Source organism: Pseudomonas sp. GM49, assembly GCF_000282355.1.
Classification (GTDB): domain Bacteria; phylum Pseudomonadota; class Gammaproteobacteria; order Pseudomonadales; family Pseudomonadaceae; genus Aquipseudomonas.
In genome coordinates this window covers 44334-68539 of record NZ_AKJL01000225.1, presented here as the reverse complement: position 1 = coordinate 68539, position 24206 = coordinate 44334, and the positions used below count along the sequence as shown (strand labels likewise).

At 59.3% G+C, this 24206-nt stretch carries 26 protein-coding genes; 8 read left to right on the top strand and 18 right to left on the bottom strand.

The genetic code is table 11. From position 1 onward, the window contains the following. From PMI29_RS09300 to PMI29_RS09335, 8 genes are all read right to left on the bottom strand, one after another. Positions 1-399 (bottom strand): TauD/TfdA family dioxygenase (locus tag PMI29_RS09300; protein ID WP_008000725.1); only part of this gene is annotated, 399 nt, incomplete at its 3' end. 21 nt (positions 400-420) lie between these two features. Continuing rightward, positions 421-1293, bottom strand: coding sequence for a branched-chain amino acid aminotransferase (locus PMI29_RS09305; protein WP_008000723.1), 873 nt, complete (start codon positions 1291-1293; stop codon positions 421-423). A 31-nt stretch (positions 1294-1324) separates the two neighbouring features. After that, the gene (locus PMI29_RS09310) at positions 1325-2665 is read right to left on the bottom strand and encodes a KamA family radical SAM protein (protein WP_008000721.1); all 1341 of its coding nucleotides are present in this window, start codon (positions 2663-2665) and stop codon (positions 1325-1327) included. A 32-nt stretch (positions 2666-2697) separates the two neighbouring features. After that, on the bottom strand, positions 2698-3342 hold the full coding sequence (gene yfcF, locus PMI29_RS09315) for a glutathione transferase (RefSeq protein WP_008000714.1): 645 nt from the start codon (positions 3340-3342) through the stop codon (positions 2698-2700). A 231-nt stretch (positions 3343-3573) separates the two neighbouring features. After that, a complete protein-coding gene (locus PMI29_RS09320) occupies positions 3574-4059 on the bottom strand; it encodes a cupin domain-containing protein (RefSeq protein WP_008000709.1) in 486 nt (161 codons plus the stop codon). 84 nt (positions 4060-4143) lie between these two features. Then, entirely contained in the window at positions 4144-4638 is a 495-nt protein-coding gene (locus PMI29_RS09325; RefSeq protein ID WP_007986839.1) for a RidA family protein, read from the bottom strand. A 48-nt stretch (positions 4639-4686) separates the two neighbouring features. Next, complete coding sequence (locus tag PMI29_RS09330) at positions 4687-5967, bottom strand: ATP-grasp domain-containing protein (RefSeq protein WP_008000707.1); 1281 nt, start codon at positions 5965-5967, stop codon at positions 4687-4689. 43 nt (positions 5968-6010) lie between these two features. Beyond that, positions 6011-7111 carry a hypothetical protein gene (locus tag PMI29_RS09335; protein ID WP_008000705.1) on the bottom strand — a complete coding sequence of 367 codons (1101 nt, stop codon included), beginning with the start codon at positions 7109-7111 and terminating at the stop codon, positions 6011-6013. 148 nt (positions 7112-7259) lie between these two features. Here PMI29_RS09335 and PMI29_RS09340 point away from each other — a divergent pair, with 148 nt between their 5' ends. Then, the gene (locus tag PMI29_RS09340) at positions 7260-8678 is read left to right on the top strand and encodes an aminotransferase-like domain-containing protein (RefSeq protein WP_008000703.1); all 1419 of its coding nucleotides are present in this window, start codon (positions 7260-7262) and stop codon (positions 8676-8678) included. Positions 8679-9168: 490 nt separating this feature from the next. Continuing rightward, on the top strand, positions 9169-9447 hold the full coding sequence (locus tag PMI29_RS09345; protein ID WP_008000702.1) for a DUF3077 domain-containing protein: 279 nt from the start codon (positions 9169-9171) through the stop codon (positions 9445-9447). 58 nt (positions 9448-9505) lie between these two features. Here PMI29_RS09345 and PMI29_RS09350 read toward each other — a convergent pair whose 3' ends face one another. The 6 genes from PMI29_RS09350 to cyoA all read right to left on the bottom strand — a co-directional run bounded on the left by PMI29_RS09350 (position 9506) and on the right by cyoA (position 14963). Continuing rightward, a complete protein-coding gene (locus PMI29_RS09350) occupies positions 9506-9820 on the bottom strand; it encodes a helix-turn-helix domain-containing protein (protein ID WP_008000701.1) in 315 nt (104 codons plus the stop codon). Positions 9821-10116: 296 nt separating this feature from the next. Continuing rightward, positions 10117-11004, bottom strand: a complete 888-nt coding sequence (gene cyoE / locus PMI29_RS09355; protein WP_007986830.1) for a heme o synthase — start codon at positions 11002-11004, stop codon at positions 10117-10119. An 11-nt stretch (positions 11005-11015) separates the two neighbouring features. Next, positions 11016-11363: a cytochrome o ubiquinol oxidase subunit IV gene (cyoD, locus tag PMI29_RS09360; protein WP_007970373.1), complete on the bottom strand. Its 348-nt coding sequence runs from the start codon at positions 11361-11363 to the stop codon at positions 11016-11018. Further along, a complete protein-coding gene (locus PMI29_RS09365; RefSeq protein WP_008000700.1) occupies positions 11364-11990 on the bottom strand; it encodes a cytochrome o ubiquinol oxidase subunit III in 627 nt (208 codons plus the stop codon). It abuts the gene before it with no gap. Between the two features lie 3 nt (positions 11991-11993). After that, positions 11994-14024 (bottom strand): cytochrome o ubiquinol oxidase subunit I, encoded by a 2031-nt coding sequence (gene cyoB / locus PMI29_RS09370; protein WP_008000699.1) that lies wholly within the window; start codon positions 14022-14024, stop codon positions 11994-11996. Positions 14025-14027: 3 nt separating this feature from the next. After that, positions 14028-14963 carry a ubiquinol oxidase subunit II gene (gene cyoA / locus PMI29_RS09375; RefSeq protein ID WP_008000697.1) on the bottom strand — a complete coding sequence of 312 codons (936 nt, stop codon included), beginning with the start codon at positions 14961-14963 and terminating at the stop codon, positions 14028-14030. A gap of 27 nt (positions 14964-14990) precedes the next feature. Here cyoA and PMI29_RS09380 point away from each other — a divergent pair, with 27 nt between their 5' ends. Further along, positions 14991-15251: a hypothetical protein gene (locus PMI29_RS09380; protein ID WP_007970369.1), complete on the top strand. Its 261-nt coding sequence runs from the start codon at positions 14991-14993 to the stop codon at positions 15249-15251. A 551-nt stretch (positions 15252-15802) separates the two neighbouring features. On the opposite strand, the gene PMI29_RS09385 is transcribed toward PMI29_RS09380, so the two are convergent. After that, positions 15803-16312, bottom strand: a complete 510-nt coding sequence (locus tag PMI29_RS09385) for a disulfide bond formation protein B (protein ID WP_033052550.1) — start codon at positions 16310-16312, stop codon at positions 15803-15805. 263 nt (positions 16313-16575) lie between these two features. Next, positions 16576-17757, bottom strand: coding sequence for an NO-inducible flavohemoprotein (hmpA, locus tag PMI29_RS09390; protein WP_008000694.1), 1182 nt, complete (start codon positions 17755-17757; stop codon positions 16576-16578). Positions 17758-17913: 156 nt separating this feature from the next. Here hmpA and norR point away from each other — a divergent pair, with 156 nt between their 5' ends. The 5 genes from norR to PMI29_RS09415 all read left to right on the top strand — a co-directional run bounded on the left by norR (position 17914) and on the right by PMI29_RS09415 (position 22403). After that, the gene (gene norR, locus PMI29_RS09395) at positions 17914-19464 is read left to right on the top strand and encodes a nitric oxide reductase transcriptional regulator NorR (protein WP_008000692.1); all 1551 of its coding nucleotides are present in this window, start codon (positions 17914-17916) and stop codon (positions 19462-19464) included. A 200-nt stretch (positions 19465-19664) separates the two neighbouring features. Continuing rightward, positions 19665-20567: a chemotaxis protein CheV gene (locus PMI29_RS09400; protein WP_008000691.1), complete on the top strand. Its 903-nt coding sequence runs from the start codon at positions 19665-19667 to the stop codon at positions 20565-20567. 27 nt (positions 20568-20594) lie between these two features. Continuing rightward, complete coding sequence (locus PMI29_RS09405) at positions 20595-21053, top strand: GNAT family N-acetyltransferase (RefSeq protein WP_033052551.1); 459 nt, start codon at positions 20595-20597, stop codon at positions 21051-21053. A 190-nt stretch (positions 21054-21243) separates the two neighbouring features. Then, a complete protein-coding gene (locus PMI29_RS09410; RefSeq protein WP_008000687.1) occupies positions 21244-21570 on the top strand; it encodes a hypothetical protein in 327 nt (108 codons plus the stop codon). A gap of 83 nt (positions 21571-21653) precedes the next feature. After that, positions 21654-22403: a YkgJ family cysteine cluster protein gene (locus PMI29_RS09415; RefSeq protein WP_008000678.1), complete on the top strand. Its 750-nt coding sequence runs from the start codon at positions 21654-21656 to the stop codon at positions 22401-22403. A 53-nt stretch (positions 22404-22456) separates the two neighbouring features. On the opposite strand, the gene PMI29_RS09420 is transcribed toward PMI29_RS09415, so the two are convergent. Further along, on the bottom strand, positions 22457-23599 hold the full coding sequence (locus tag PMI29_RS09420) for a transporter substrate-binding domain-containing protein (RefSeq protein WP_008000677.1): 1143 nt from the start codon (positions 23597-23599) through the stop codon (positions 22457-22459). A 139-nt stretch (positions 23600-23738) separates the two neighbouring features. Beyond that, positions 23739-23996, bottom strand: a complete 258-nt coding sequence (locus PMI29_RS09425) for a hypothetical protein (RefSeq protein WP_008000676.1) — start codon at positions 23994-23996, stop codon at positions 23739-23741. Between the last annotated feature and the right edge of the window lie 210 nt (positions 23997-24206).

The window sequence follows — 24206 nt, the reverse complement described above, 5'->3', positions numbered from 1 at the left end:
GAGCCATTCGCGCAGCTGCGGCTCGCTGCGTTCGAGGACGCGGAGAAACTCATAACCGTCCACCAGGCCGGTGTGCCCGCCGCCACAGGTCGCCTGTTTATGGCAATGCAACGCAAGGTAGCGCGGCGGCGGCCCGTATACCGGCGCCTCGGTGTGCGGGCCGATGCCGTTCATGCTCTGGGAGTACGGCAAGTCTTCGTAACCCGGTTTGCGGGTAATGGGAAAAGCCATCTGGCCGTTGAACTGCGGAATGATCGGACCGAACTCTTGCAAGGTGCCTACGACATCATCGGTAAATTCGTCGGGGGTCAGCACCGTCCAGCCCAACGTCGACAGTTCTTCATGACGATGGCCGAGCGAAATGTAAGGTTGAGACGCAACAATCCCTTGATCTGACATGGTGAGATTCCTGGCAGGTGATCAGGCGTTTACGGTTGAGGTGTAAGCGGCAATGAAGTCGCGGCAGGCGTCGCCCGGCCGATAGCGCTGCTCATCGATGCTCTGCACCGGGGTGATTTCGGCGGCGGTGCCGGTGAGAAAACACTCGTCGAAGTCGCCAAGCTCCGTAGGCAAAATCGCGCGTTCGACGACCTGGTAGTCCAGCGCTTTGGCCAACTCGATCACGGTCTGCCGCGTGATGCCGTTGAGGAAGCAATCCGGTATCGGGGTATGCAGGGTCCGGCCTTTGACGAAGAACACATTGGCGCTGGTGGCTTCGGCGACATGGCCGCGCCAGTCGAGCATCAAGGCATCGTGATAACCGCTGTTCTCGGCGTCGTGCTTGCTCAGCGTGGCGATCTGGTAATGCCCGGATGCCTTGGCTTCGAATGGGCTGCTGCTCGGCGGCGGGCGGCGCCAGCTCGCGGTTTTCAAGCGGATGCCGGCCATCCGCGCCGCCGGGTCGAAATAGCTCGGCCACTGCCAGCAAGCGATGGCCACATGCACACGATTGAAACGCGCCGAGGTGGAAATCATGTCACTGCCGCGCCAGGCCACCGGGCGCAGATAACCGTCGACGACCTGGTTGCGTTGCAGCAGTTCATGGCTCGCCGCTTCCAGTTCAGCCAGCTCATAGGGGATGGCAAAGTCCATCATTTGCGCCGAGCGGTACAACCGCTCACTGTGCTCGCGCAGCTTGAAAATCCTGCCGTTGTAGACCCGTTCGCCTTCATACACGGTGCTCGCGTAATGCAGGCCATGGGTCAACACATGCAACTGCGCCCGGGACCACTCGACGAACTCGCCGTCGAGCCAGATAACGCCCTGGCGTTGATCAAACGGGATACTGCTCATGTCCATATCTCCCCATTGCTCATGATTTTTCCTACGCCGTTTCCAGCAACACGGGTATCAATTCGGGCACCGCTGCGGGCTCGCTCTGAAAGAAAAACGCACGCTCGCCGAATGCCGGCTGCAAGTCGTCGAACCAGGTCACCTGCGGATCAAAGCGCGCATAGAACGTGCGCAACACCCATAACGGATTGCGCGCCTGGAGGAACTGCAGGACGAAGACCTTTTCCCCGGCGACGGTCTCGATACCGTTGATCAACACTTTGCCGTAGAAGGTGCTCATGGACGGCCCGCGCACTGTGCGCGCCAGCCCGGATACCGTGCGGTACGCCGCCTGGAAGATCTCGTAGGCCCGGACCAGCGGCATCGCGAAGTAGTGACTGGGGCCGGTGTCACGCTCGACGAACATGTAATAAGGCACGGCCCCGAGCCGCACACCTTCGGTCCACAGCTCGGCCCAATCGGCGGGGTTTTCGTTGATGTGGCGGATCACCGGCGCCTGCATGCGCACCGTCGCGCCCGTCGAGCGAATGCGCTCGATGGCGTGGCGGGCGATGGCCTGGCGGATCTCCACCGGGTGGTTGTAGTGGCCCATGATCGACAGGTTTTTTCCCGCCGCGACGATGCGCCGGAACAGCTCCAGCAACTCAGGCGCATCCTTGTCGCTGACAAAACGCTGCGGCCAGTACGCCACGGATTTGGTGCCGATGCGGATGCTCTTCAGGTGTGGCAAATCCAGCAGCGGCTCGATGTAACCGGCCAGCGAGCGGGTATTCATGATCATCGGGTCGCCGCCGGTAATCAGCACGTCGGTCACTTCGCTGTGCACCCTCAGGTAACTCACCAGCTCCCGGGATTCACGGGCGTTGAACTTGAGCTCTTCTTCGCCGATGAACTGCGCCCAGCGGAAACAGAAGGTGCAGTACGCGTGACAGGTCTGACCCGCGCCGGGGAAAAACAGCACGGTTTCGCGGTACTTGTGCTGGATGCCCGACAGGACTTTTCCGTTGAGGATGGCAACGTTGTGGGTCAATTGCCCGGCCGGATGAGGATTCATGCGCAGCCAGATCGCCTCGATCCGGCGCTTGATCGCCGCGCTGTCATCCTGCTCGATCAAGTGTTTGAGCGAGGCATATTCCTCCGCCAGCAACATGTCCTTGTGGGGAAAGGTCATGCGGAAAACCGGATCGTCCGGAATGTTGTTCCAGTCGATCAGCGTGCCCAGCACGTATTCATTGGTACGAAATGGCATGACCCGGGCCACGACGGTCATGGCCTCCTGCAACGCCGGCGTCAGCTTGTGCCAGTAAGGTGTGTCGCGGATGGTGCGTGAGTTATAGGGTTTGTAGCGTTCGTGCTCCGACAGTCCTTGCATGACCGCGCTCCTGGTGATTGCCCTGAGAGTTGTTACGCGATGGCCGGCGCTTTGCGCTCTATGTCCATCCACGCCCGGACGCTGTCGCGGTCCCACTGGCGACGCACATACGCTGCGAGCCGGGCAGGCACCGGATCGCCGTTGGCAACCAGTCGGTTGAGCATGATTGCCAGGTCGGTGTCGGCAATGCTCCAGTCACCGAACAGATGCTCGGCGCCCTCTTCCAGCAAATGGTCGGCGACGAAGAACAAGCGCTCGACGGCGGCTTGGGCATCGGCGCTCAGGGGCGCATCTTTTTTACCGAAGTACACCAGGTCAAACGGGCGCTCCTTGCGCACCACCAGCAAGTCACTGCGCAACCAGGCCTGCAATTGACGGGCACGGGCGCGCTGCTGGAAGTCCTGCGGATAAAGTTTTTTATGCCCCGGGGAGAGTTCATCAAGGTATTCGGCAATCGCCGACGATTCCGACAAGGCAAAACCTTCGTGAACCAACGTTGGAACTTTGCATGTCAGCGAAAGATCACGATAACTCGCCAGATAGTTGTCGCGAGCTTTCAGATCAACCGTAACCAGTTCAAATGAAAGTTGCTTTTCCTTGAGCGCCACAAAAGCCGACATTGCAAAAGCGCTGACATAATCAGCGCCGATGTACAGTTTTAGCTTCCTGTTTTCCATAGAACACTCCATTCACCAACTGCAGGGATTAACGTGCATTTGAAGTGATCGTAGTTAGTTGAATGAAGTCTGAATAGATACAGAATTTGTTCGTTTCAATCGATACAGAAAGTTGTTATTTACCGGCAGACACGCAGCCAAAACCGCTGCAAAAGGGGATACGGGGGCAGGCCTGTAAAACAAAAAAGGGAGCCAACGAAGGTTGGCTCCCTGGGCAGATACGGTGGGAAATTACGGCTGGGTGGTGATCAGGCCATGGCTGTCGGCAAAGTTCGAGAGCAGTGCCATTTGCGGCATGTTGCTCATGTTCAGCATTGCCAGAGGCTCGTGTTTGCTGGTGTTGACGAAGCCATGCCGGGTCCAGGCCGGCACCAGCAGCACGTCGCCGCTGCTGACGTTGACCTCATCGGCATCGCCGAGGGTCAGCACGCCGCTGCCGCACTGGATGACGAACAGATGCCACCAGGAATGGGCATGGCCGTTGAGCGTCACACCTGGATTCAGCCATTGCATGGCGATCGCCATCCCCGGTGTCACTTCACAGCCCTCAATGCTCTTGTCGTGAGCCAACGCGACAATATCAACGTCACTGGCTTCAAGGGTTTGACGCAAACCCGCCAGTTCGGTGCCTTTCCACACCTTGGGGCCTGGCGGTCGATGATGCAGACTCTGGCGAAAATCCTTATATGAAAAAAACGCACCTTGAAAGTTATCCATTTGCACGTCCTTTCTTTTTATTCCCCATACTTTAGCGCTGAACCTTAAGTTAACGGTTCAGCGCTGTAAAGCCGGGGGAATAATTTATAAAACCGATGGGCGCAAGGCGGCGATCATGTCCACTTCAATCGCGGCATTCTTGGGTAACTGATACACACCTATCGTGGTGCGTGTATGTTTACCGGCATCGCCCAGCACATGGCTGAACACATCCGAGGCGCCGTTGGCCACTTCGCTCAAATCGACAAAGTCCGCCGTGGACTTCACATAGACCGTTACCCGGATCAATGACTTGATCTTGTCCAGCGAACCAATGGCATCGACGATCAGCGCCAGGCCACGCATCGCGCTGATGCTGGCCGCCGCTTGCGCATCGGCCATGTTGAGGTCCAGCCCGACCCGGCCGGGGTAGTGGATCTTGCCGTTCATGCGCGGCACCAGGCCGCTGATGTACAGCTCATCGTGATGACGGATCAGCGGTGCGTAATGCCCGCCGGCGGTGTTTTCGCCGTAGATGTCATAACCAAACTCTTTGGCCAGGGCGATGAAGCGTTCATCGCAGGTCATGTGCTGGATCATTGATCGAACCCTCTTAATCAGTAATGCAAAAACCTGGTGCTTGCGGGCTCAGCACACGGCGCGGGTGGCCGGTGCCAGGCAAGTCACCTCGATGCGTGACTCAATCGACTCGGCCAGACGCAACAGGTCGTTGCTCAGTTGTCCGTAGTGCTCGTTGAACAACACGATGTGGCCGATGAATGAGAAATTGTCTTTGACCAGTGCGCTGACCGAGTCGCCGATACGTTTGGCGTACTGCCCTTCCACCAGGTCGATACGCAGTGCGCGGGCCAGGACCCCGATGTCAGGCGTGGCACGCAGGATCCCGCCGGTCGGTGCCCTGAGCAGGCGAATGCCGCAGTAGCCGCGAGCCACTGGCTCATGCTGTTCGGTCCGGCCTTCCACCGCCCAGCGCACCCAGCGTTCCCACGGATCGAAATTGACGAAGGCTCGTTTGGCCAGGTCCCAGATGTGCATGCCGCCAGGACGCATGTTGGTTTCCACAGCGGAGGTCAGGTTGTCGCTGCGCAGGAACACCTCGTTGTGCCAGGCCCCATTGTCCTGGGATACCAAACCCGACATATGCCGACCGGCTGCCATCAAACGCGCCTGTACCTGTGCCGGAAGCGGTGCCGGTACGACTTGCTGGATCTCCGCGCGGTAGGCGCCTTCGGTGGTGGTTTTTTCAGTCACCCAGGTGCTGCCGGCCACGTAGTCCCAGCTGTATTCGCGGGCGTTCTGCACCAGCTCTTCAAGGACGATGCCGCCTTCGCGATAAGGCTTCAGGGCGAGCCAGGCGTCATCGCATTCCGAAGGGTGATGGATGACGCGACAGCCCCGGCTGGCGCCTTCGCAGGCCGGTTTGATGAAGGCCTTGCCGCCCAGTTCGACGACGCGCTGGCGCAGTTCCGGCAGGCTTTCGACTCGTGCGGAAAACACTGGCCGGTATTCTTCAGGGGAGGTGCCGGCCGCCGCTTCGAGCCGGCGAAAAATCTGCTTGTCCAGCCCCGCCCGCGCTTCGTCCGGGGTAATGCCCGGCAGGCCGAAGTGGCTGGCCAGCGCGGCACCAAGCAGCACGCCGCGATCGGAGAACGGCAGTACGCCGATCAGTTTCCAGTTGTCGGCATTCAGACACCCCACCACCAGTTCAAGGGACGCCGCCACATCTTTTTCGGCCAGCGAAGTGCTGCAGACGTGATCGGCCACCTGGTCGTCATGGGGCTGAATTTTCTCGACCAGCAGGATGAGCCTGGCGTTGTAGAGCGACTTGCACAGCTCGCGCAGTTTCTGGATGTCGTGAACCCGATTGCCGTTGTACCCGACCACTACCACGCATGAAGTCGTATTCATTAATGCCCCCGACCTGCAAAGTGAAAACCGCAACGGCGATGACTCAGTCATGCAACGACGCATTGGATTTACGGTTGAGCCAGTACCAGGCCAGGATCCCTCCGGTACCGATAACGGCCAGCACCAGCGCGTTGTAGGGCGCAGGCACCACCCGCATGATCAACACCGTCAACCCGGCCCCGACACCCAGGGACACTTCCTTGACGAACATGTTGTTCTGCTTGACCGAGAAGTAATCGAGGTAGCTGAAGGCGCATTCGGCGATGGACAGCAGCGCCACCCAGATCAGCGCCCCGGCGAGGGTTTCGACATGGAACGCGGCGGGCGAAGACAGCACGGCAAAGCCGCCGACGATGATCCCTATCACCGCCACGACCTTGAAGCGCCCGGTGCGCTCGATCAGCTTCATCACCGGCACCTGGGCAAACACCACCACGGCGCTGTTGAGGATCAGCATCAAGCCGTACCAGGCCGGCAACTCGCCGGTCTTGAGCAGGATCGCTTGCGGCAGGATCGAGAACACCCCGAACAGCTTGATGCCCATGATGATCCCGGCAATTACCCAGGGCAGTTTGTTGCCCCAGTTGCTGCCGGCCTGACTGGCCGGGCGGGCTACCACCGGTTCGCTGGTGAAGGTCGCACCGAGGGCGATCGGCAGGCACAACAACACGAAGGCTGCCGCACCGAGGAAAAACATGGTCGGGGTGAGCAGTGGCGACAGCAGGATCAAACCGGCCACCAAACTGCCCATGTTCATCGCGACGCGGTTATAGGCCGCGCCCTCTTTGGTCTGCGCCGCTTCGCTCTTGATCAGATAACCGGCAATGGCAATGCCGTAGGCAAACAGTGCGGCAGCAAACATCACCATGCCTTGATTGCTGGTCAGTGCCAGCAATACCAGGCCGAGCCCGGCACACAGCAGCGTGACGCTCAGGGAGCGACGGCCAAGCACCAGTAAAGTCAGGGGCAACAGCAGCAACAAGGCGCGATATCCGAGGGCCAGAATGCTGTTGGTGGCAGTGTCGAGCCAGACGTTGGCCTTGCCCAGCACCGCGAACAGCGAGACAGCGGTGATGATCCGGATCGTGAACAAACGCAGGTTGATGACCGGTTTGGCGACCGCGACCGTTGTTTCGACACCCATGCAACACCTCATGAACCACGCGATTGCCGCCCGGCAAAGGTCGACCATCAGAAAAGTCTGTAAGGGCATGGTAGAGAGAGAGGCTTGTCCTGATCAGAGCAAGTTCGTATAGAATCCAACGAACTTTACTGCCGGAGAGACCAGTAAAATGCAGGTTCAACGTGCAGTCATAGCCGCCATTGAATTCCAGCCCGGCGTGCCGCTGGTGCAGCAGATCGTCGATCAGCTGACCCAGGCCATCAGCACGGGTGGCCTGCCCCACGGCGCCAAACTGCCGCCGATTCGTGAACTCTCCGACTTGATGAACGTGGGTAAATCCACCGTGGTCGATGCCCTGGACCGCTTGCGTGCCAAGGGTCTGGTGGTGTCGCGCCAAGGCTCCGGGCATTACGTGCATCGCTCCAGCGCCGCGCTGCAAAGCGGCACCGGCCCGGACCTGCAACCCCAGGACACCCTCAGCGTGGTGCGCCGCGCACTGCTGCTGGACAACGGCGCGCTGCGCCCCGGCTGCGGTTTTCTGCCGACCTCCTGGCTGCCCGCCGAAGAATTGCAGAAAGCCGTGCGCAGTACCCTGCGAGCGACGTCCTTGCGCATGGGCGAGTACGGCGTGGCCGGTGGTTATCTGCCGCTACGCCAGGCTTTGCGGGTCAAACTGGCGACTTTCGGCATCGAAGCGCCGGTGGACCAGATCATCACCACCGCCAACACCATGCAGGCCATCGACCTGCTGATGCGCCTGCTGGTCAAACCCGGCGACACCGTGCTGCTCGACGACCCCTGCTACTTCAACATGCACGCCAACCTGGCGCTGCACGGGGCCAAAGTCATCACCATCGCCCGGGATTGCGACGGCATGGACCTCGACGCTTTCGAGCAACTGCTGATCGCCCACAAACCCGTGCTGTACATGACCAACAGCACACTGCATAACCCCACCGGCCACTCGTTCACCCCGGCCCAGGTCTACCGCTTGCTGGAGCTGAGCCACCGCCATGGTTTCCACATCGTCGAAGACGATCTGTATTGCGACATCCAGCAACGCCGCACCCCGCGCCTGGCCGCCAGCGGGCTGGACAACGTGAGTTATGTCTCCGGTTTCTCCAAGACCCTGACCGCCAACAGCCGCGTCAGCTACACCGTACTGTCACCGCAACTGGCGGCACGCATGGTCGCCCTGAAAATGGCCTGCGGCGGGGTGACGTCGGAACTGGCGGAGCAGATCACCTGCACCATGCTCAGCGACGGCAGCTATGCCAAGCATGCGCGGCGCACGGTGGATCGGTTGTATGAGTCCAACAGCCGAGTGGCCACTTGGCTGGCGGAGGCCGGGTGTTCGCTATCGTCGCTACCCGGCGAAGGCGTGTTTATCTGGGCCCGGTTGCCGGATGGATTGCATGCCGAGAACCTGGCTCGCCAGGGGCTGGAGAACAACATGGTATTGGCGCCGGGCACCTTGTTGAGCAAAGGGCCGAATGCCAGTCAGTTCCTGCGCTTCAACGTGGCGCACAGTGACAGCTTGCAGGTGCGCGAGCGGTTTTTCCGGTTGCTCGATAAACCACTTAAGTAACTGACTGCTCTCAATCCTGTGGGAGCGGGCTTGCCCGCGAAGAGGCCGTCACATCCAGCATCAATGTTGCCTGACACACCGCCTTCGCGGGCAAGCCCGCTCCCACAGGGATTGCGGTGTCCCGGCCATCCCCGGCCAGCAGATCGCTACGATTGCCGACCTCATCCTTGCCGGCTAACTTCGCCCCCCGTCGCTGCCAATTCAGCGACCGGGCCTGAGAACCCGGGTAAGATGCCCCGCAGCTGCGCCCCACGATTATTGGCGTTTTTTTACGCCTGAAATTTCGTGTTATGGCGGCTGTGTGTGGGAGACCTTAGGGTCTGCCGGGTCCTGCATCTCCGGTTTCTCAGCCTGCGCACAGCTGCCACCCATTCGCCTGAGAACGAACGGGACAGCTTCACTTATGCAGGAGTTACAAATGAACGTTATTGATCCGTCTGCTACACCAGTCATGCCCCTCCACCTCCCAACCAACAAGAGGTGAAGCCCAATGACCAATCCCCAGGACCTCAAAACCATCGGCCTCACCCCCTTCTCCTACCACGCCAACGAACCGCTGTTCCGCATCAACGCCGGCGTCCCGGTGATCGAAGCCCTCTACCACGCCTCCGACCTGCTCCACGTCGCTAAACTGCTCGCCTCAGACGCCGCCATGGTTCGCGACTCCGACCGGCACGCCTGGGCCTCGCACTTTTTGCAGGATATGAGCAAGGCAATTATCGATGATGTGGTGAAGGCGCTCGATGCGCCGTGTAACAACCGCGCGTGAATGAAAAAGCCCCGCGATTTTTTTGAATGCGGGGCTTTTCAGATATTCGACGATGTGATCAAACGACTGCCAGTCGATCAACCATATCCGGGAATTTCTCCACCAACCTGATCAGCAAGGCGGCCTGAGCATTGGGCTTCGACTTTTCCTGCTCCCAGTTTCTCAGGGTGCTGGGACTGGTTCGAATTCGCTTGGCAAAAAAAGCCTGCGACATGTGCAGCTTTTCCCGTAGCGCAACGATCTCTTGCGCCCCCACCTCTGGTGCAGGGATGTCCTCCACAACCGTATTGCGCAATGTAATCTTGCCTTCGCGTTGAGCCACCATCTCATCAACGCCCTGCATCAACTCTGCAAACAGGTCGCGTTTTTTCATGGGGTACCTCGTGGTATCGACTTGTAACTATAGGCAACTTGCTTATAGCTAAGCAAACCAAGAGTGCTCTTTGAGATGGGCTGTAATTTCGATGAGCCAGGTATTCCGCGGCGCCGCCATCGCGAGCAAGCTCGCTCCCACAGGTCTCAGCGTCGCGCTCGATACCAGCGATAACGCTAGTCCAATGTGGGAGCGAGCCTGCTCGCGATGGCAGCAACTCGGTCCACAAGAAAGTACCCAACAAAAAGCCCCGCTCTTCTCTCGAAGGCGGGGCTTTTCAATTCAGCATCCGACGCTTACGGCGCGTACGTCAGCAGCAACTCCGTCGGCACTTTGAAGTCCAGGGACATCATCACGCTCAACGCGGTAATGGTGAAGATCGAGAACACGAACAGCTTGCGTGCCCAGACCGTGTCATCCACTGCCTTGTAGCCGGTCCAGGCCATGTACAGCCAGTACATGCCCATGGCCGCGGCGACGGCGAGGTAGCTCATGCCGGCGTAGCCGCTGAAGGTCAGCATCAAGGTCGCCACGAGGAAGGCCAGGATGTAGATCAGGATGTGCTTCTTGGCCACCTGGATGCCGCGCTTCACTGGCAGCACCGGAATCGATGCGGCCAGGTAATCGTTGAAGCGGAAGATCGCGATGGCATAGGAATGCGGCATCTGCCACAGGCTGAACATCACCAGCAGGGTCAGCGCGGCCATGTCGAAGGTGTTGCTTACTGCGACATAGCCAATCACCGGCGGCATGGCGCCCGACAGACTGCCCACCAGCGTGCCGTGAACCGACTTGCGCTTGAGGTACAGGCTGTAGAAGCCGACGTAGATGACGAAGCCGATCACCGCGAACAGCGCGGCCAACGGGTTGGCCACCTTGTACAACAGGGCAACGCCGGCGACACCCAGGACGGTCGCATAGATCAGGGCCAGTTTCAGGGAGATCAAGCCCTGGACCAGCACCCGGTTCTTGGTGCGTTCCATCTTCAGGTCGATGTCGCGGTCGATGCAGTTGTTGAACACGCAACCGGAGGCAACCACCAGGGACGTGCCGATCATGGCGGCCAGGAAGATGGCCAGATCGACATGCCCTTTGGAGGCCAGGAAAAATCCGCCTGCCACAGAAAGCACGTTACCGAAAATGATCCCCGGTTTGGTGATTTGGATAAAGTGCTTGAGGGACATGCGGATTTACCTCACTTCGCCATCATGAACGTGTGGATGCTGAACATGATCCACAGCGACAAGCCAACCAGCAGGACAATCACGATCGCGGCAAAGACAAACGCAATCACGTTGTTACGCTGCGCGGCCGAACGGTCCAGGTGGAGGAAGTACACCAGGTGCACCAGCACCTGGATGACTGCGAACGCGACGACGATCATCAGGGTGATCGACTTCGGCAGCGTCGGGTACATCACCAGACCGAACGGGATCAGGGTCAGGATCACCGACAGGATGAAGCCGATGGCGTAGGACTTGACGCTGCCGTGTCCGGCGTCGTGGCTGTCATGGCCATTGTGGGAATGAGCTGCGTTAGCCATTTACATAGTCCCCATCAGATAAACAACGGTGAATACGCAGATCCACACTACGTCCAGGAAGTGCCAGAACAGGCTCAGGCAGCTCAGACGGGTCTTGTTGGTCGCCGTCAGGCCTTTTTTCTGCACCTGGTACATCATGATCGCCATCCAGATCAGACCGCTGGTCACGTGCAGACCGTGGGTGCCGACCAGGGTGAAGAACCCGGACAGGAAGCCGGAACGGTTAGGGCCGTAGCCCTCGGAGATCAGCATGTGGAACTCGTTGATCTCCATGCCGATGAAGCCGGCACCGAACAGGAAGGTCATGGCCAGCCAGCCCAGGACCTGCTTCTTGTTGCCACGGAAGAACGCCAGCATGGCGAAGCCGTAGGTGATCGAACTGAACAGCAGCAGAGCGGTTTCGCCCAGTACGTATGGCAGTTCGAAGATGTCGTGGCCCGACGGGCCACCCGCTACGTTGTTAACCAGTACCGCGTACGCCGCGAAGATCGATGCAAACAGAATGCAGTCGGTCATCAGGTAGAGCCAGAAACCGTATACGGTCATCTCGCCCGAGTCGTGGTGATGGTCATCATGCCCATGTCCATCGACATGGGTGTGTCCAGCATTGGTCACTAAGTTCGACATGGTTTAAGCCTGTTCCAACGAGGTTTCAACACGGGTGGCGGTGGCCGGGATTTTCCCTGCCGCGACCAGACGCTTGTGCTGCTCGGCTTCGATGCGCTCGATCACGTCGACCGGCACCATATAGCCTTGATCATCACGGGCCGCGTGGATCGCGAAGTAGATCACGGTGCCAGCCAGGCTCGCGATCGCCAGCCACCAGATGTGCCAGATCATCGCGAAACCGAACACGGTCAGCAGCGCGCCCATCACCACACCGGTAGCGGTGTTGTTTGGCATGTGGATCGGCTCGTACTTGGCCGGAACCTTGTACGCGGTGCCGTTTTCCTTGGCTTCGGTGAACGGGTCGACAACGTCGGCTTTTGGCAGCACGGCGAAGTTGTAGAACGGAGGTGGCGACGAGGTCGACCATTCCAGGGTGTGTGCATTCCACGGGTCGCCGTGTTCGCACATGTTTTCCGGCTTGTTGCGGTCACGCACGCTGACGTACAGCTGGATCAGCTGGCAAGCGATACCCACGGCGATCATCACCGCACCGAACATGGCGACGTACAGGTACGGCACCCACTCAGGGTTGGTGGTGGCATTCAGACGACGGGTCATGCCCATGAAGCCCAGTGCATAGAGCGGCATGAACGCGACGAAGAAGCCCGAGATCCAGAACCAGAATGCAGCCTTGCCCCAGCCTTCGTGCAGCTTGAAGCCGAACGCTTTAGGGAAGTAGAAGCCGAAGCCGGCGATGTAACCGAATACCGCACCGCCGATGATCACGTTGTGGAAGTGCGCGATCACGAACAGGCTGTTGTGCAGAACGAAGTCGGCACCCGGGATGGCCAGCAGTACGCCGGTCATGCCGCCGATGGCGAAGGTCACCATGAAGCCCAGAGTCCACAGCACCTGACTGGTGAAGCGCAGACGGCCCTGGTAGATGGTGAACAGCCAGTTGAACAGCTTCACACCCGTCGGGATGGAAATCAGCATCGTCGCCAGACCGAAGAAGGCGTTGACGCTGGCACCCGAACCCATGGTGAAGAAGTGGTGCAGCCAAACCATGAAGCCCAGGATCGAGATTGCGCCCGATGCGTAGATCATCGAGTGGTGGCCGAACAGTTTCTTGCCGGTGAAGGTCGAGATGACTTCGGAGAAGATACCGAACGCTGGCAGGATCAGGATGTACACCTCAGGGTGACCCCACGCCCAGAACAGGTTGACGTACATCATCGGATTGCCACCAAGTTCATTGGTGAAAATGTGGAAATCCATGTAACGGTCAAGCGTCAGCAGCGCCAGGGTAGCGGTCAGGATCGGGAACGAAGCCACGATCAGGACGTTGGCCCAGGTGCAGGTCCAGGTGAAGATCGGCATGTCCATCAGCTTCATGCCAGGGGTACGCATTTTCAGCACGGTGGCCAGGAAGTTGACCCCCGTCAGCGTCGTACCCAGACCCGATAGCTGTAGCGCCCAGATGTAGTAGTCCATCCCCACGCCAGGGCTGTATTGCAGGCCCGACAGTGGTGGGTAAGCAACCCAGCCGGTCTTGGCGAATTCGCCGACGCCCAGGGACAGGTTGATCAGTACCACACCGGAAACCAGCAGCCAGAAGCTCAGGGAGTTCAGGAACGGGAAGGCAACGTCACGCGCGCCGATCTGCAGCGGCACTGCAAGGTTCATCAGGCCGGTGAAGAATGGCATCGCCATGAAGATGATCATGATCACACCGTGAGCGGTGAAGATCTGGTCATAGTGTTCAGGTGGCAGGTAGCCAGGCGAACCCTCGGTGGCCATGGCCAACTGGGTACGCATCATGATGGCGTCGGCAAAGCCGCGCAGCAGCATGACCATGGCGACGATGATGTACATCACGCCGATTTTCTTGTGGTCGACCGACGTCAGCCACTCGGTCCACAGGTAGGTCCACTTCTTGAAGTAGGTGATTGCAGCGAACAACGCCAGACCACCGAGCGCGATCATGGAGATGGTCACCATGACAATCGGCTCGTGGAACGGGATCGCTTCCCAACTTAATTTACCAAACATCGTTTACTCCTCTGCCCCGGCAGCTGAATGCGAGTTCATGTCCGTAGCGGCCACTTCTTTCTCTTTCTTCTCGTGGTGCACCTTAGGACCCGGTTTCATGCCTTCGTACTTGTCAACGATGGTCTGGAACAGGTTCGGCGTCACCGAGGAGTAGAGCTCGACTGGGTTGTTCTGGCTTGGCTTGGAAAGGGCTGCGTATTCAGCTTGTTCAAGCTGTTTAGGTGCCTTTTTGACTTCGCTTACCCAGGCGTCGAATTCTTCCTGAGTCGTTGCGATCGCTTTGAATTTCATGCCGGTGAAACCAGCGCCGCTGTAGTTGGCGGAGATACCGTCCATTTCAGCGTTCTCGTTGGCGATCAGGTGCAGCTTGGTCTGCATGCCCGCCATCGCGTAGATCTGGCCGCCCAGAGCAGGGATGAAGAACGAGTTCATCACGGCGTCGGAAGTGATCTTGAAGTTGACCGGGGTGTGTGCCGGGAACACGATCTTGTTGACCGTGGCGATGCCTTGTTCCGGGTAGATGAACAGCCACTTCCAGTCCAGCGCGACCACTTCGATGGTCACCGGCTTCACGTCGGATTCCAGCGGCTTGTACGGGTCAAGGGCGTGGGTCGACTTGTAGGTGACGTAACCCAGGGCAATGATGATCAGCACTGGAACGGCCCACACCGCGATCTCGATCTTGGTGGAGTGGTTCCATTTCGGGGTGTAGGTGGCGTTGGTGTTGGACGCGCGGTATTTCCAGGCGAACAGGAAGGTCATGACGATGACCGGAACCACGACCAACAGCATCAGCAGCGTTGCGGTGATGATCAGGTTTCGCTCGTCCAGACCAACCTGGCCCTTGGGATTGAGCAAGGTCATGTTGCAGCCTGACAGCAACAACGTGCCGATCAGCGGCAATAAGCCTAGTAGTCTGGGGTACCTGTTTTTACTCATCTCACGACCTCTAAAGCAGCTTGCGCAATGCAGTTGGGTTTTGATCGCCAACACTTCACCCTGCCAAGGGTTGGCATTTTTCTTGGATTGAATAAGGGCATGCCCGTCGTGCGTCAGACGCTTTACGACAAATCCCGGGCCTGCGGTGAGTTCTTATTCGAATTCGTGGTCAAAGGCCTTGTTACAGACCAATTCCATTTGGTGCGGGTAGTTGGAGGCTCCGACACCTGGGCATCGCATGAAGCCACCAGACCTCTCGACACCCTGTTTCTGCTCACGCCTGGTTAAGATTTGAGCAGTGCCGGGAATTCAGTGCGGGCGATTGTAGATATGTAACGTTTTATAAACCATGTCTCATCCCGAAATAATTTTTATCCGTACCGGCAACAATCATTAACCGTTTTCGCAAAAGTGGCGCATCTTATCGAAATTCATTCTCAACAAAAACACCAAAATAAGTAGGTCTTCCACCCACAGTTCAGACAGTATCGGGTCCCTCTTCACCGCCCTTGAGCGTGCCCGAGGCCCGATATGACGGGGGCTCTGGCTATTCGCCAGACCGTGTTAAAACTGCCTGCTTGTGCTCGGAACGGAAAAAACCGGAAGCCTGCAAAACAGCCCAATTTCGTTACGTTTCCATGCACCAATCCGGCCTCCTCGAACGCCCTGCGACACCGACTCTGTGACAACATGTCGCACATGTGTCGCACCCTTGGCTGTCGCACATCACGGTCATTTTACCTGGCCCCTGAAATGCGCTCCGCAAGACAAAAAAAGCCCCGGTCCTCTCTGCGAGGACCGGGGCTTTTTTGTCCGACAATGCGTGGCGGCAGATGACCTCAGCGCAGCGCTTTGCGGTTACGCGACGTCAGCAAAGGCACCAGCACCACGATCAGCACGAAGGCGACCAGCGCCCACTGCGCCAGCGACAGGCCGAGGATCGGCGGATACGGCGTGGAGCAGAAACCATCGACCTGGAAGCCCAGCGGGAAGATCTTCGCCAGCGGCAGACCATCGACAATCGGTTGCAGCACATCGATGCCGCAGCTGACCGCCGGGTAGAACTGCGTATAGACGTGATGCCCGGCAACGCCGACGCCGGCCAGTGCGCAGATCACCACCAGGGTTTCGAACACTGTGATGCTGCGACGGTTGCGCATGGCCGCGCCGATGAAGGCGAAGATCGCGATCAGCAGCAACGCATATCGTTGCAGGATGCACAGCGGGCAAGGCGCCTCACCCAGGACAATTTGCATGTACAGCGCACCGCCGATCAGCGCCAGGCAAATGATGCCCAGCAACACCAGATAGCGCCGCTCACGCCCCAACCGCATGGTTTCCTCGCTCATCGCGTTTCCCTTCAAAATATCGATTGCCCGCCAGTCTACACGCTGACCCGAACCTTTGAGAGTCTGGAGCATGTCAGGGGGATTCGGGGGGAATAGACGACAGGGCGGTTAAGAAGGGATTAACTTTCCAGTCTTTTTCAAGAATTGAAACCGGGGTGCGCCCATCGCGAGCAAGCTCGCTCCCACATTGGCCCGTGTCGTTCACAGATCAAATGTGGGAGCGAGCTTGCTCGCGATGAAGGCGACTCGGTCTCCAGTACTGTTTATTCCAGCGCCGCTGCCGGCCCGAAGAACTCATAGCGGCTTTGCTTCTCCGGCACGCCCAGTGCCTTGAGGTGACGCTTGATGGATGCCATGAAACCTTTCGGCCCCAGGAAATAAACATCCAGGTCACGCTGCTCCGGCAGCCATGCATGCAACTGCTGTTGGCTCAACAAGCCGATCTTGTGTGCCGCCGGGCTCACGCCGTCGTCCTCGGAATAGCAGTAAAAGCGCTTGAGTTGCGGGTGACGCTCGGCCAGGCCGTCGATCCAGTCGCGGAAGGCGTGAACGCTGCCGTTGCGCGCGCAGTGGATGAAATGCACCGGCCGCCGGGTTTCCAGTGCCGCTTCGAGCATCGCCAGGGTCGGGGTAATACCGACGCCGCCACTGATCAGCACCAGCGGTTTGTCGCTGGCGGTCAGGGTGAACTCGCCCGATGGCGGGAACAACTGGATGCTGGCGCCGACATGCATCTGGTCATGCAGGTAGTTGGACGCGCGACCACCGGCTTCACGCTTGACGCTGATGCGGTACCGGCCTTTGTTCGCCAGCGCCGACAGCGAGTAGTTGCGACGGATCTCTTCACCGTCGAGGATCAGTTTCATGCCGATGTACTGGCCGGGTTCTGCCGCCAGGATCGGGCCTTTGTCGGCGGGTTCGAAGTAGAACGACGTGATCTCGGCGCTCTCCTCGACCTTGTCCACCACGATGAACTCCCGCGCCCCGCGCCAGCCGCCGTGGGCCTGTTCTTTTTGGTCGTAGACGCTGGCTTCGGCACCGATCAGGATGTCCGCCAGTTGCCCGTAAGCCGCGCCCCAGGCCGCGATCACTTCAGGAGTGGCGATCTCCTCGCCCAGAACTTCGGCGATGGCCCGCAGCAGGCAGGTACCGACAATCGGATAGTGTTCCGGCAGAATCTGCAGGGCCACGTGCTTGTTGATGATCTTGGCCACCAGGTCGCCCAACTGGTCGAGTTGGTCGATATGGCGCGCATACATCAAAACGCCGTTGGCCAAGGCACGCGGCTGGTCACCGCTGGCCTGGTGGGCCTGGTTGAACAACGGGCGAACTTGCGGGTATTCCGAGAGCATCATGCGGTAGAAGTGCGTGATCAGCGCTTCACCACCGCTTTCGAGCAGCGGTACGGTGGATTTGACGATGGCACGGTCTTGAGCGCTCAGCATAAGGTAACTCCTGGTCTTCTTGAGTTGCTAACGGACTACCCTATGCTTATCAGCTTCCATGCCAACTAATTAATCGTTATAAATCAATATGTTAATAACAAGATAGTCATTTAGACACTACCTGATTTATAGTCATATCGACTACACGGAGTCACTATGACTGCAAAACCCCTGCTCACCGCCCTGCTGCCCCTGGTCGCCGATCTGTCCCGCGAACTGCCCGAGGGCGAGCGATATCGCCGCCTGCTGGAAGCCATGCGCGCCCTGCTCCCGTGCGATGCCGCCGCCCTGCTACGCCTCGATGGCGAATGGCTGGTGCCGCTGGCCGTCGACGGCTTGAGTACCGACACCCTCGGTCGGCGCTTCAAGGTCAGTGAGCACCCGCGTTTCGAAGCGCTGCTCAGCAGCCCCGGTCCGACCCGTTTCGCTGTCGACTGCGACTTGCCTGATCCCTATGACGGTCTGGTCGATGGCCTGGATGATCATCTGGAAGTCCACGACTGCATGGGTTGCCCGTTGTTCATCGACGAGCGTCCATGGGGTCTGCTGACCCTCGACGCCCTCGATCCGGAGCGCTTCGAACCGATCGAACTGGATGCCCTGCAAGCCTTCGCCAGCCTCGCCGCCGCCACGGTCAACGCCGCCGAACGCATCGAGCGGTTGAACAACCGGGTCGAAGATGAACATCAACGCGCCGAAGTCTACCGCCAGGCCAGCGGCCAGCAGAATCGCGAGATGATTGGCCAGAGCAAGGCCCACAAGCGTCTGGTCGAAGAAATCAGTCTGGTGGGCGGCAGCGACCTGACCGTGTTGATCACCGGCGAAACCGGGGTCGGCAAGGAGTTGGTGGCCCAGGCCATCCATGCCGCCTCGCCCCGCGCCGACAAACCGATCATCAGCCTCAACTGCGCCGCGTTGCCCGATACCTTGGTGGAAAGCGAGTTGTTCGGCCATGTCCGCGGCGCCTTCACCGGGGCGATGAACGACCGCCGTGGCAAGTTCGAGCTGGCCAATGGCGGCACGCTGTTTCTCGATGAGGTCGGTGAGCTGTCGTTGACGGTGCAGGCCAAGTTGCTGCGGGTGTTGCAGAGCGGTCAATTGCAGCGACTGGGGTCGGACCAGGAGCATCAGGTCGACGTGCGCCTGATCGCGGCGACGAACCGCGACCTCGCCGAAGAAGTGCGCAGCGGTCGTTACCGTGCCGACTTCTACCATCGCCTCAGCGTTTATCCGCTGCTGGTGCCGGCCCTGCGCGATCGCGGGCGCGACGTGCTGCTGCTCAGCGGTTACTTCCTGGAGCAGAACCGCTCGCGCATGGGCCTCAACAGCCTGCGCCTGAACAGCGACGCCCAGGCCGCGCTATTGGCCTACGACTGGCCCGGCAATGTGCGCGAACTTGAGCATTTGATCGGCCGCAGCGCCTTGAAAGCGCTGGGCAATTGCAAGGAACGGCCAAAGATACTCAGCTTGAGCGCGGCTGATCTGGACCTGCCCAACGCCAGCGCTGAATCCGTCGTGGAGCAACCCGCAGTCGTCGCGACAGAATTGGTGACGGGCGATTTGCGCGAGGCCACCGAGCGCTATCAGCGTCAATTGATCGGTGCCTGCCTGGAGCGGCATAACAACAACTGGGCCAGCGCGGCGCGTGAGCTAGGCCTGGATCGGGCGAACCTGGGGCGGATGGCCAAAAGGCTCGGCATGAAGTGATGGCCCCTTCGTCGGAACGCCGCCCGGAGCAAGCTCGCTCCCACAAAGGCAGCGACAATCCCTGTGGGAGCGAGCTTGCTCGCGATGGCGTCTTACTGTTCGCCGCTATAGTTAAAGCCTGCTGCAAACAAGTCGATAACCCGGCATCGAAGTCATGGCGATCCCGAGATTGCCGTCACCTTTTTCCAGAGAAGGTTCATATGTCCTCCAACAAAGCCCGCGCAGACTCACTTTCGCTTCTGCTGTTTACCTTGCGCAGCGGCAAGCTGATGGCGATCAACCTGCTCAAGGTCAGTGAAATCATTCCCTGCCCGCCGCTGACCAGGCTGCCGGAGTCACACCCTCACGTAAAAGGCATCGCCACCCTGCGCGGGGCCTCGCTGTCGGTGATCGACCTCAGCCGTGCCATTGGCGAGCGCCCGCTGGAAGATCCGAACGGCGGCTGCCTGATCGTCACCGACGTCAGCCGTTCCAAGCAGGGCCTGCACGTGCAGGCCGTGAGCAAGATCGTCCATTGCCTGACCACCGACATCCGCCCGCCGCCCTTCGGCTCCGGTGGTTTGCGCGCCTACATTACCGGCGTGACTTCGGTCGATGGCACCCTGGTGCAAGTGCTGGACATCGAAAAAGTGATTCACGGCATCGCCCCGGCACAAATCGAAATGGCGCCGACCGAACTGAGCATGGAAGACGCCGAATTGCTCGGCAACGCGCGCATTCTGGTGGTCGATGACAGCCAGGTCGCCTTGCAGCAATCGGTGCACACCCTGCGTAACCTTGGCCTGCAATGCCATACGGCCCGCAGCGCCAAGGAAGCCATCGACTGCCTGCTGGACCTGCAAGGCACCGCGCAGCAGATCAACCTGATTGTCTCGGACATCGAGATGTCGGAAATGGACGGCTACGCCTTCACCCGCACCCTGCGGGAAACCCCGGATTTCGCGCATCTTTATGTACTGCTGCACACGTCGCTGGACAGTGCGATGAACGCTGAAAAAGCACAACTCGCGGGAGCGAACGCGGTGCTGACCAAATTCTCTTCGCCTGAATTGACCCAGTGTCTGATCACCGCCGCCAAGGCTGTCGCCGAACAGGGTTACTGAGTGTTGACCGGAGAATTCTGCTGGCTGATGCGGCGCGACCTATCCATCGTCCTGCCGTCTCCCGAATGGCCAGCCGGCCTGCAACTGTGTGAATACCGTCCCGAACTGGGTGCCGCCGTGCACCGGCTGATGGAGCTCGGTTATCTCGACGGCGGCGGTCGCGTCGCCGCGCTGGACATGTGGCAACGGCAGTTCGAAACCGACCCGGAATATGACCCGGCCCTGTGCTTGATTGCCCTGGATGCCGGAGAAGTGGTGGGCGTATGTCAGTGCTGGACCAGTGCCTATATCAAGAACCTGGTGGTGCATCCGCGGTTTCAAGGCCGTGGATTGGGGCGTGCCTTGTTGTTGCAGGCATTCAAGGTGTTCCAGCAACGGCGTGAAGGCTTCGTGGACCTGAAGGTACTGGAGGACAACCTTCGGGCGCGGCGGCTGTATGAAAGCGTCGGGATGCGCGCAGTCCGCCGGGAGCCGGTTCCGCTCTGATACGCCGCCTTCGCGGGCAAGCCCGCTCCCACAGTGACCGAGTACGACCACAAACTCTGTGCACGATACATAACCTGTGGGAGCGGCGGTGCGGCGATCCGACTTGCCCGCGAAAGGGCCGGCACAACCGCCCCAAATCCTTCAGGCATACTCCACCCTTGGCCACTGCATATCCAAGGACGCCTGACCAATGAAAGCCACAACCCTGACCCTCCTCTGCCTCACCGCCCTCACCTCTCAGGCCCACGCCTCAAGCCCTGACGCCTGGGCCGCCTACGACAAAGCCGTACTCGCCAGTTGCACCAAAGCCAGCGGCCTGAAAGACGCCAAACCAGTGAGCAACGCCGCGCAGTTCGATGACCGGGTCGGCTACACCGCGTTACTGCTGCAAGGCCAGTACCCGCAAAAGCACATGAAAGGTGCGCAAGGCACCGAGCTGTGCCTCTACAACAAAAAGAGCAAAACCGCGTACGTCAGCGAATGGGACTCCATCCGCCCGGTCGGCAAGACAAACTGAGTGGCACATAACTTGCCTCGGTAGCGGCCTTTGCGGCGGCATTCTGTCGCTGCTTCATGCCCTGTGATGCGAGTGAACGCTCAATGAATACGACGTTTTCCTGCGTAGGCTGCGGCAAATGCTGCAACGACCACCATGTACCCCTGACCCTGAGCGAAACCCGGATGTGGGCAGCCGATGGCGGTCAGGTGATCGTGCTGGTGGAGGCGTTTCTGGACAACGGCCTGGGTCTGCCGGTGCAACAACGGGAACACGCAGAACGCCGTTCGGCGGCCGTGCGCAGCGGCGAATCCGAGGCGTACGTGGCCATCACCTTCGCCGCCTACAATGCCGGCCCCTGCCGGAATCTTGACGAAGACAACCTCTGCCGCATCTACGAACGCCGGCCGCTGGTGTGCCGTATCTATCCGATGGAAATCAATCCGCACATTCCCCTGAACATCACTCTGAAGGAATGTCCGCCCGAGTCGTGGGAAAAAGGACCGGATCTGATTGTAGGCGGTGAACTGGTAGACCGGGAGCTATCGGAATTGATCCAGCGTTCCCGTCAGGCCGATCGCAATGACATTCACATGAAGGATGCGATTTGCGCGTTGCTGGGGATTCGGACAACCGCGCTGAAGGGCGATGGCTTCACCGCTTATCTGCCGGACATGAACGAGTTCGCCACGATCGTCGATGAATTGACCGGGCAGGCCCTGCCGCAATGGAGCAGCGAATGGCTGTTCCATGTCTCGACTGAGGATGTCGCCGGGCAGGTACTTGCGGCCGGTGCGCAAGTGGCGACGGATACGCCGGCGAACTATGCGTTTATTTCATTACGCACGGCCTGAACGCCTGACTCTGACGCAAACCCGATCTGCGTCAGAGCGATTCCAGCGTTATGTCAGCGGGTAGCAACCGCCATGCATTCGACTTCCACCCGCGCATTCATTACCAGTTTTTTCGCACCGAACGTTGTCCGGGCAGGCAGTCGATCTGTCGGGAAGTAACGCTTGTAGACTTCGTTCATCGCACCAAAGTCCTTCATGTCCGCAAGAATGACCGTGCATTTGGCAACGTTCTCCAAAGACGAACCACTGCGTTGCAGGGCGCTGCTCAGATTCTCCATGGTTTGGACCATCTGCGGGCCGAAGCCACCCTTGACGAGTTCGTCACCGGCGCTGACGCCAATCACACCTGACAGATGGATCATCTCGCCGACCTGTACCGCATCGGCAAACGGCAGGCCTTCTCCACCTGGGAAGTACCGAGGGAAATCGGGGGCTGTTGCTGGCAAGTACCGCTGGGTAATCGCCTGATACCGGCCATCTTGCTTCAGCCGCTCAAGGGCCAGATTCAGGTTGTCGCGCAATTGGGTATCGGTTTTGCGCAAGGCCATGGCCACGCTGCTGCCCAGCATGGGGTCCTCGAGGGCCGGACCGGAAAAATCGAACGCCTTACCTTGGGGCTGGCTGAGTAATGCGTAAGTGATTTCGATGGAGTCTTGCAGGGTGGCATCGATCCCCCCCGCAAGCAGGCTCTCGATCAATTGTTGGTTGAAATCGAAACTGCGTACCGTTACCCCGGCCGGAGCCCAACGGGCCTTGGCGAACGCCTCGCGGCTGGTACCCGCGAGGACGCCGACTGTTTTCCCCTTGAGCGATTGCGCATCCGCTTGCAGATTCGCCCCTTTGCGCGCCACAAGGCGGCTGCTCAGGGGGTAGAGATCGTTGGTGAAATCAACCCGTTCTTTACGCGCCGATGTGGCGGTCATCGGCAGGATCACATCAAAGCGGCCAGCTTCAAGGGCTTGAATATTGGAGGCGTAATCCTGATCTATCCAGACACAGCGGGTGTTGAGTTCGGCGCAGAGCGCATGAACCAACTCAACGTTCAATCCCACCAACTCACCCTTGTCGTCACGGCTTTCAAACGGTGGAACAATGGCTTCGATACCGAAACGAATCTGTGGCTCTGGTGCGGACGACACGCAACCAGCGGTCATGACCAGTAGCGACAGTAGCGAAAAAGATTTCACCAGAGACATATTGACGGCCTTCATCAGGAATTCATGAGCCTGGAATGCTCAACGAATAGCCATTGCATTTCCCAGCAGCGTAATCGCCAACTCTTGTGGGAAACATCTTGATGAATGAGAGAAAAAAACCGCCAGCAATCTCGGAGGGTCAGCGCTTGCCCATCGAACGACGAGTCCCCGGCGGCGCCATGCCTGGGGTTTTGGTGTGGCCGTTCTTGGCGCCATTCTTATACCACGGCTGGTTGGAGCCCTTGGCTGACGCCAGTTCGCCCGGCTTGAACGGGAACTTGAAAGCCGGAATCTCGGCTTTGGTTTCGCCTTCGGCACTGGACTCGAGACTGTCTGGCAGTGCGGCCGGCTCGTCGCGCATGGCGTCGGCGACCGGCGGTTGTTTCGGGGAAGTCATGAAAGCTCCGGGTGATGCATGAAGTGTCGGGCCCGGTGAGCGAGCCGCATGCCACAGTATAAGAAGTGCGGCAGTATAGCGGAACGGCACCTACAAGCTTCAAGCGGCTAGCTTCAAGTTAAAAACGATGGGGGCGACTTTTAAACTTGCAGCTTGCCTCTTGAAACTTGTAGCTTGCTAAGCATTCTTCACCGCCCGACGAGCCCGCCT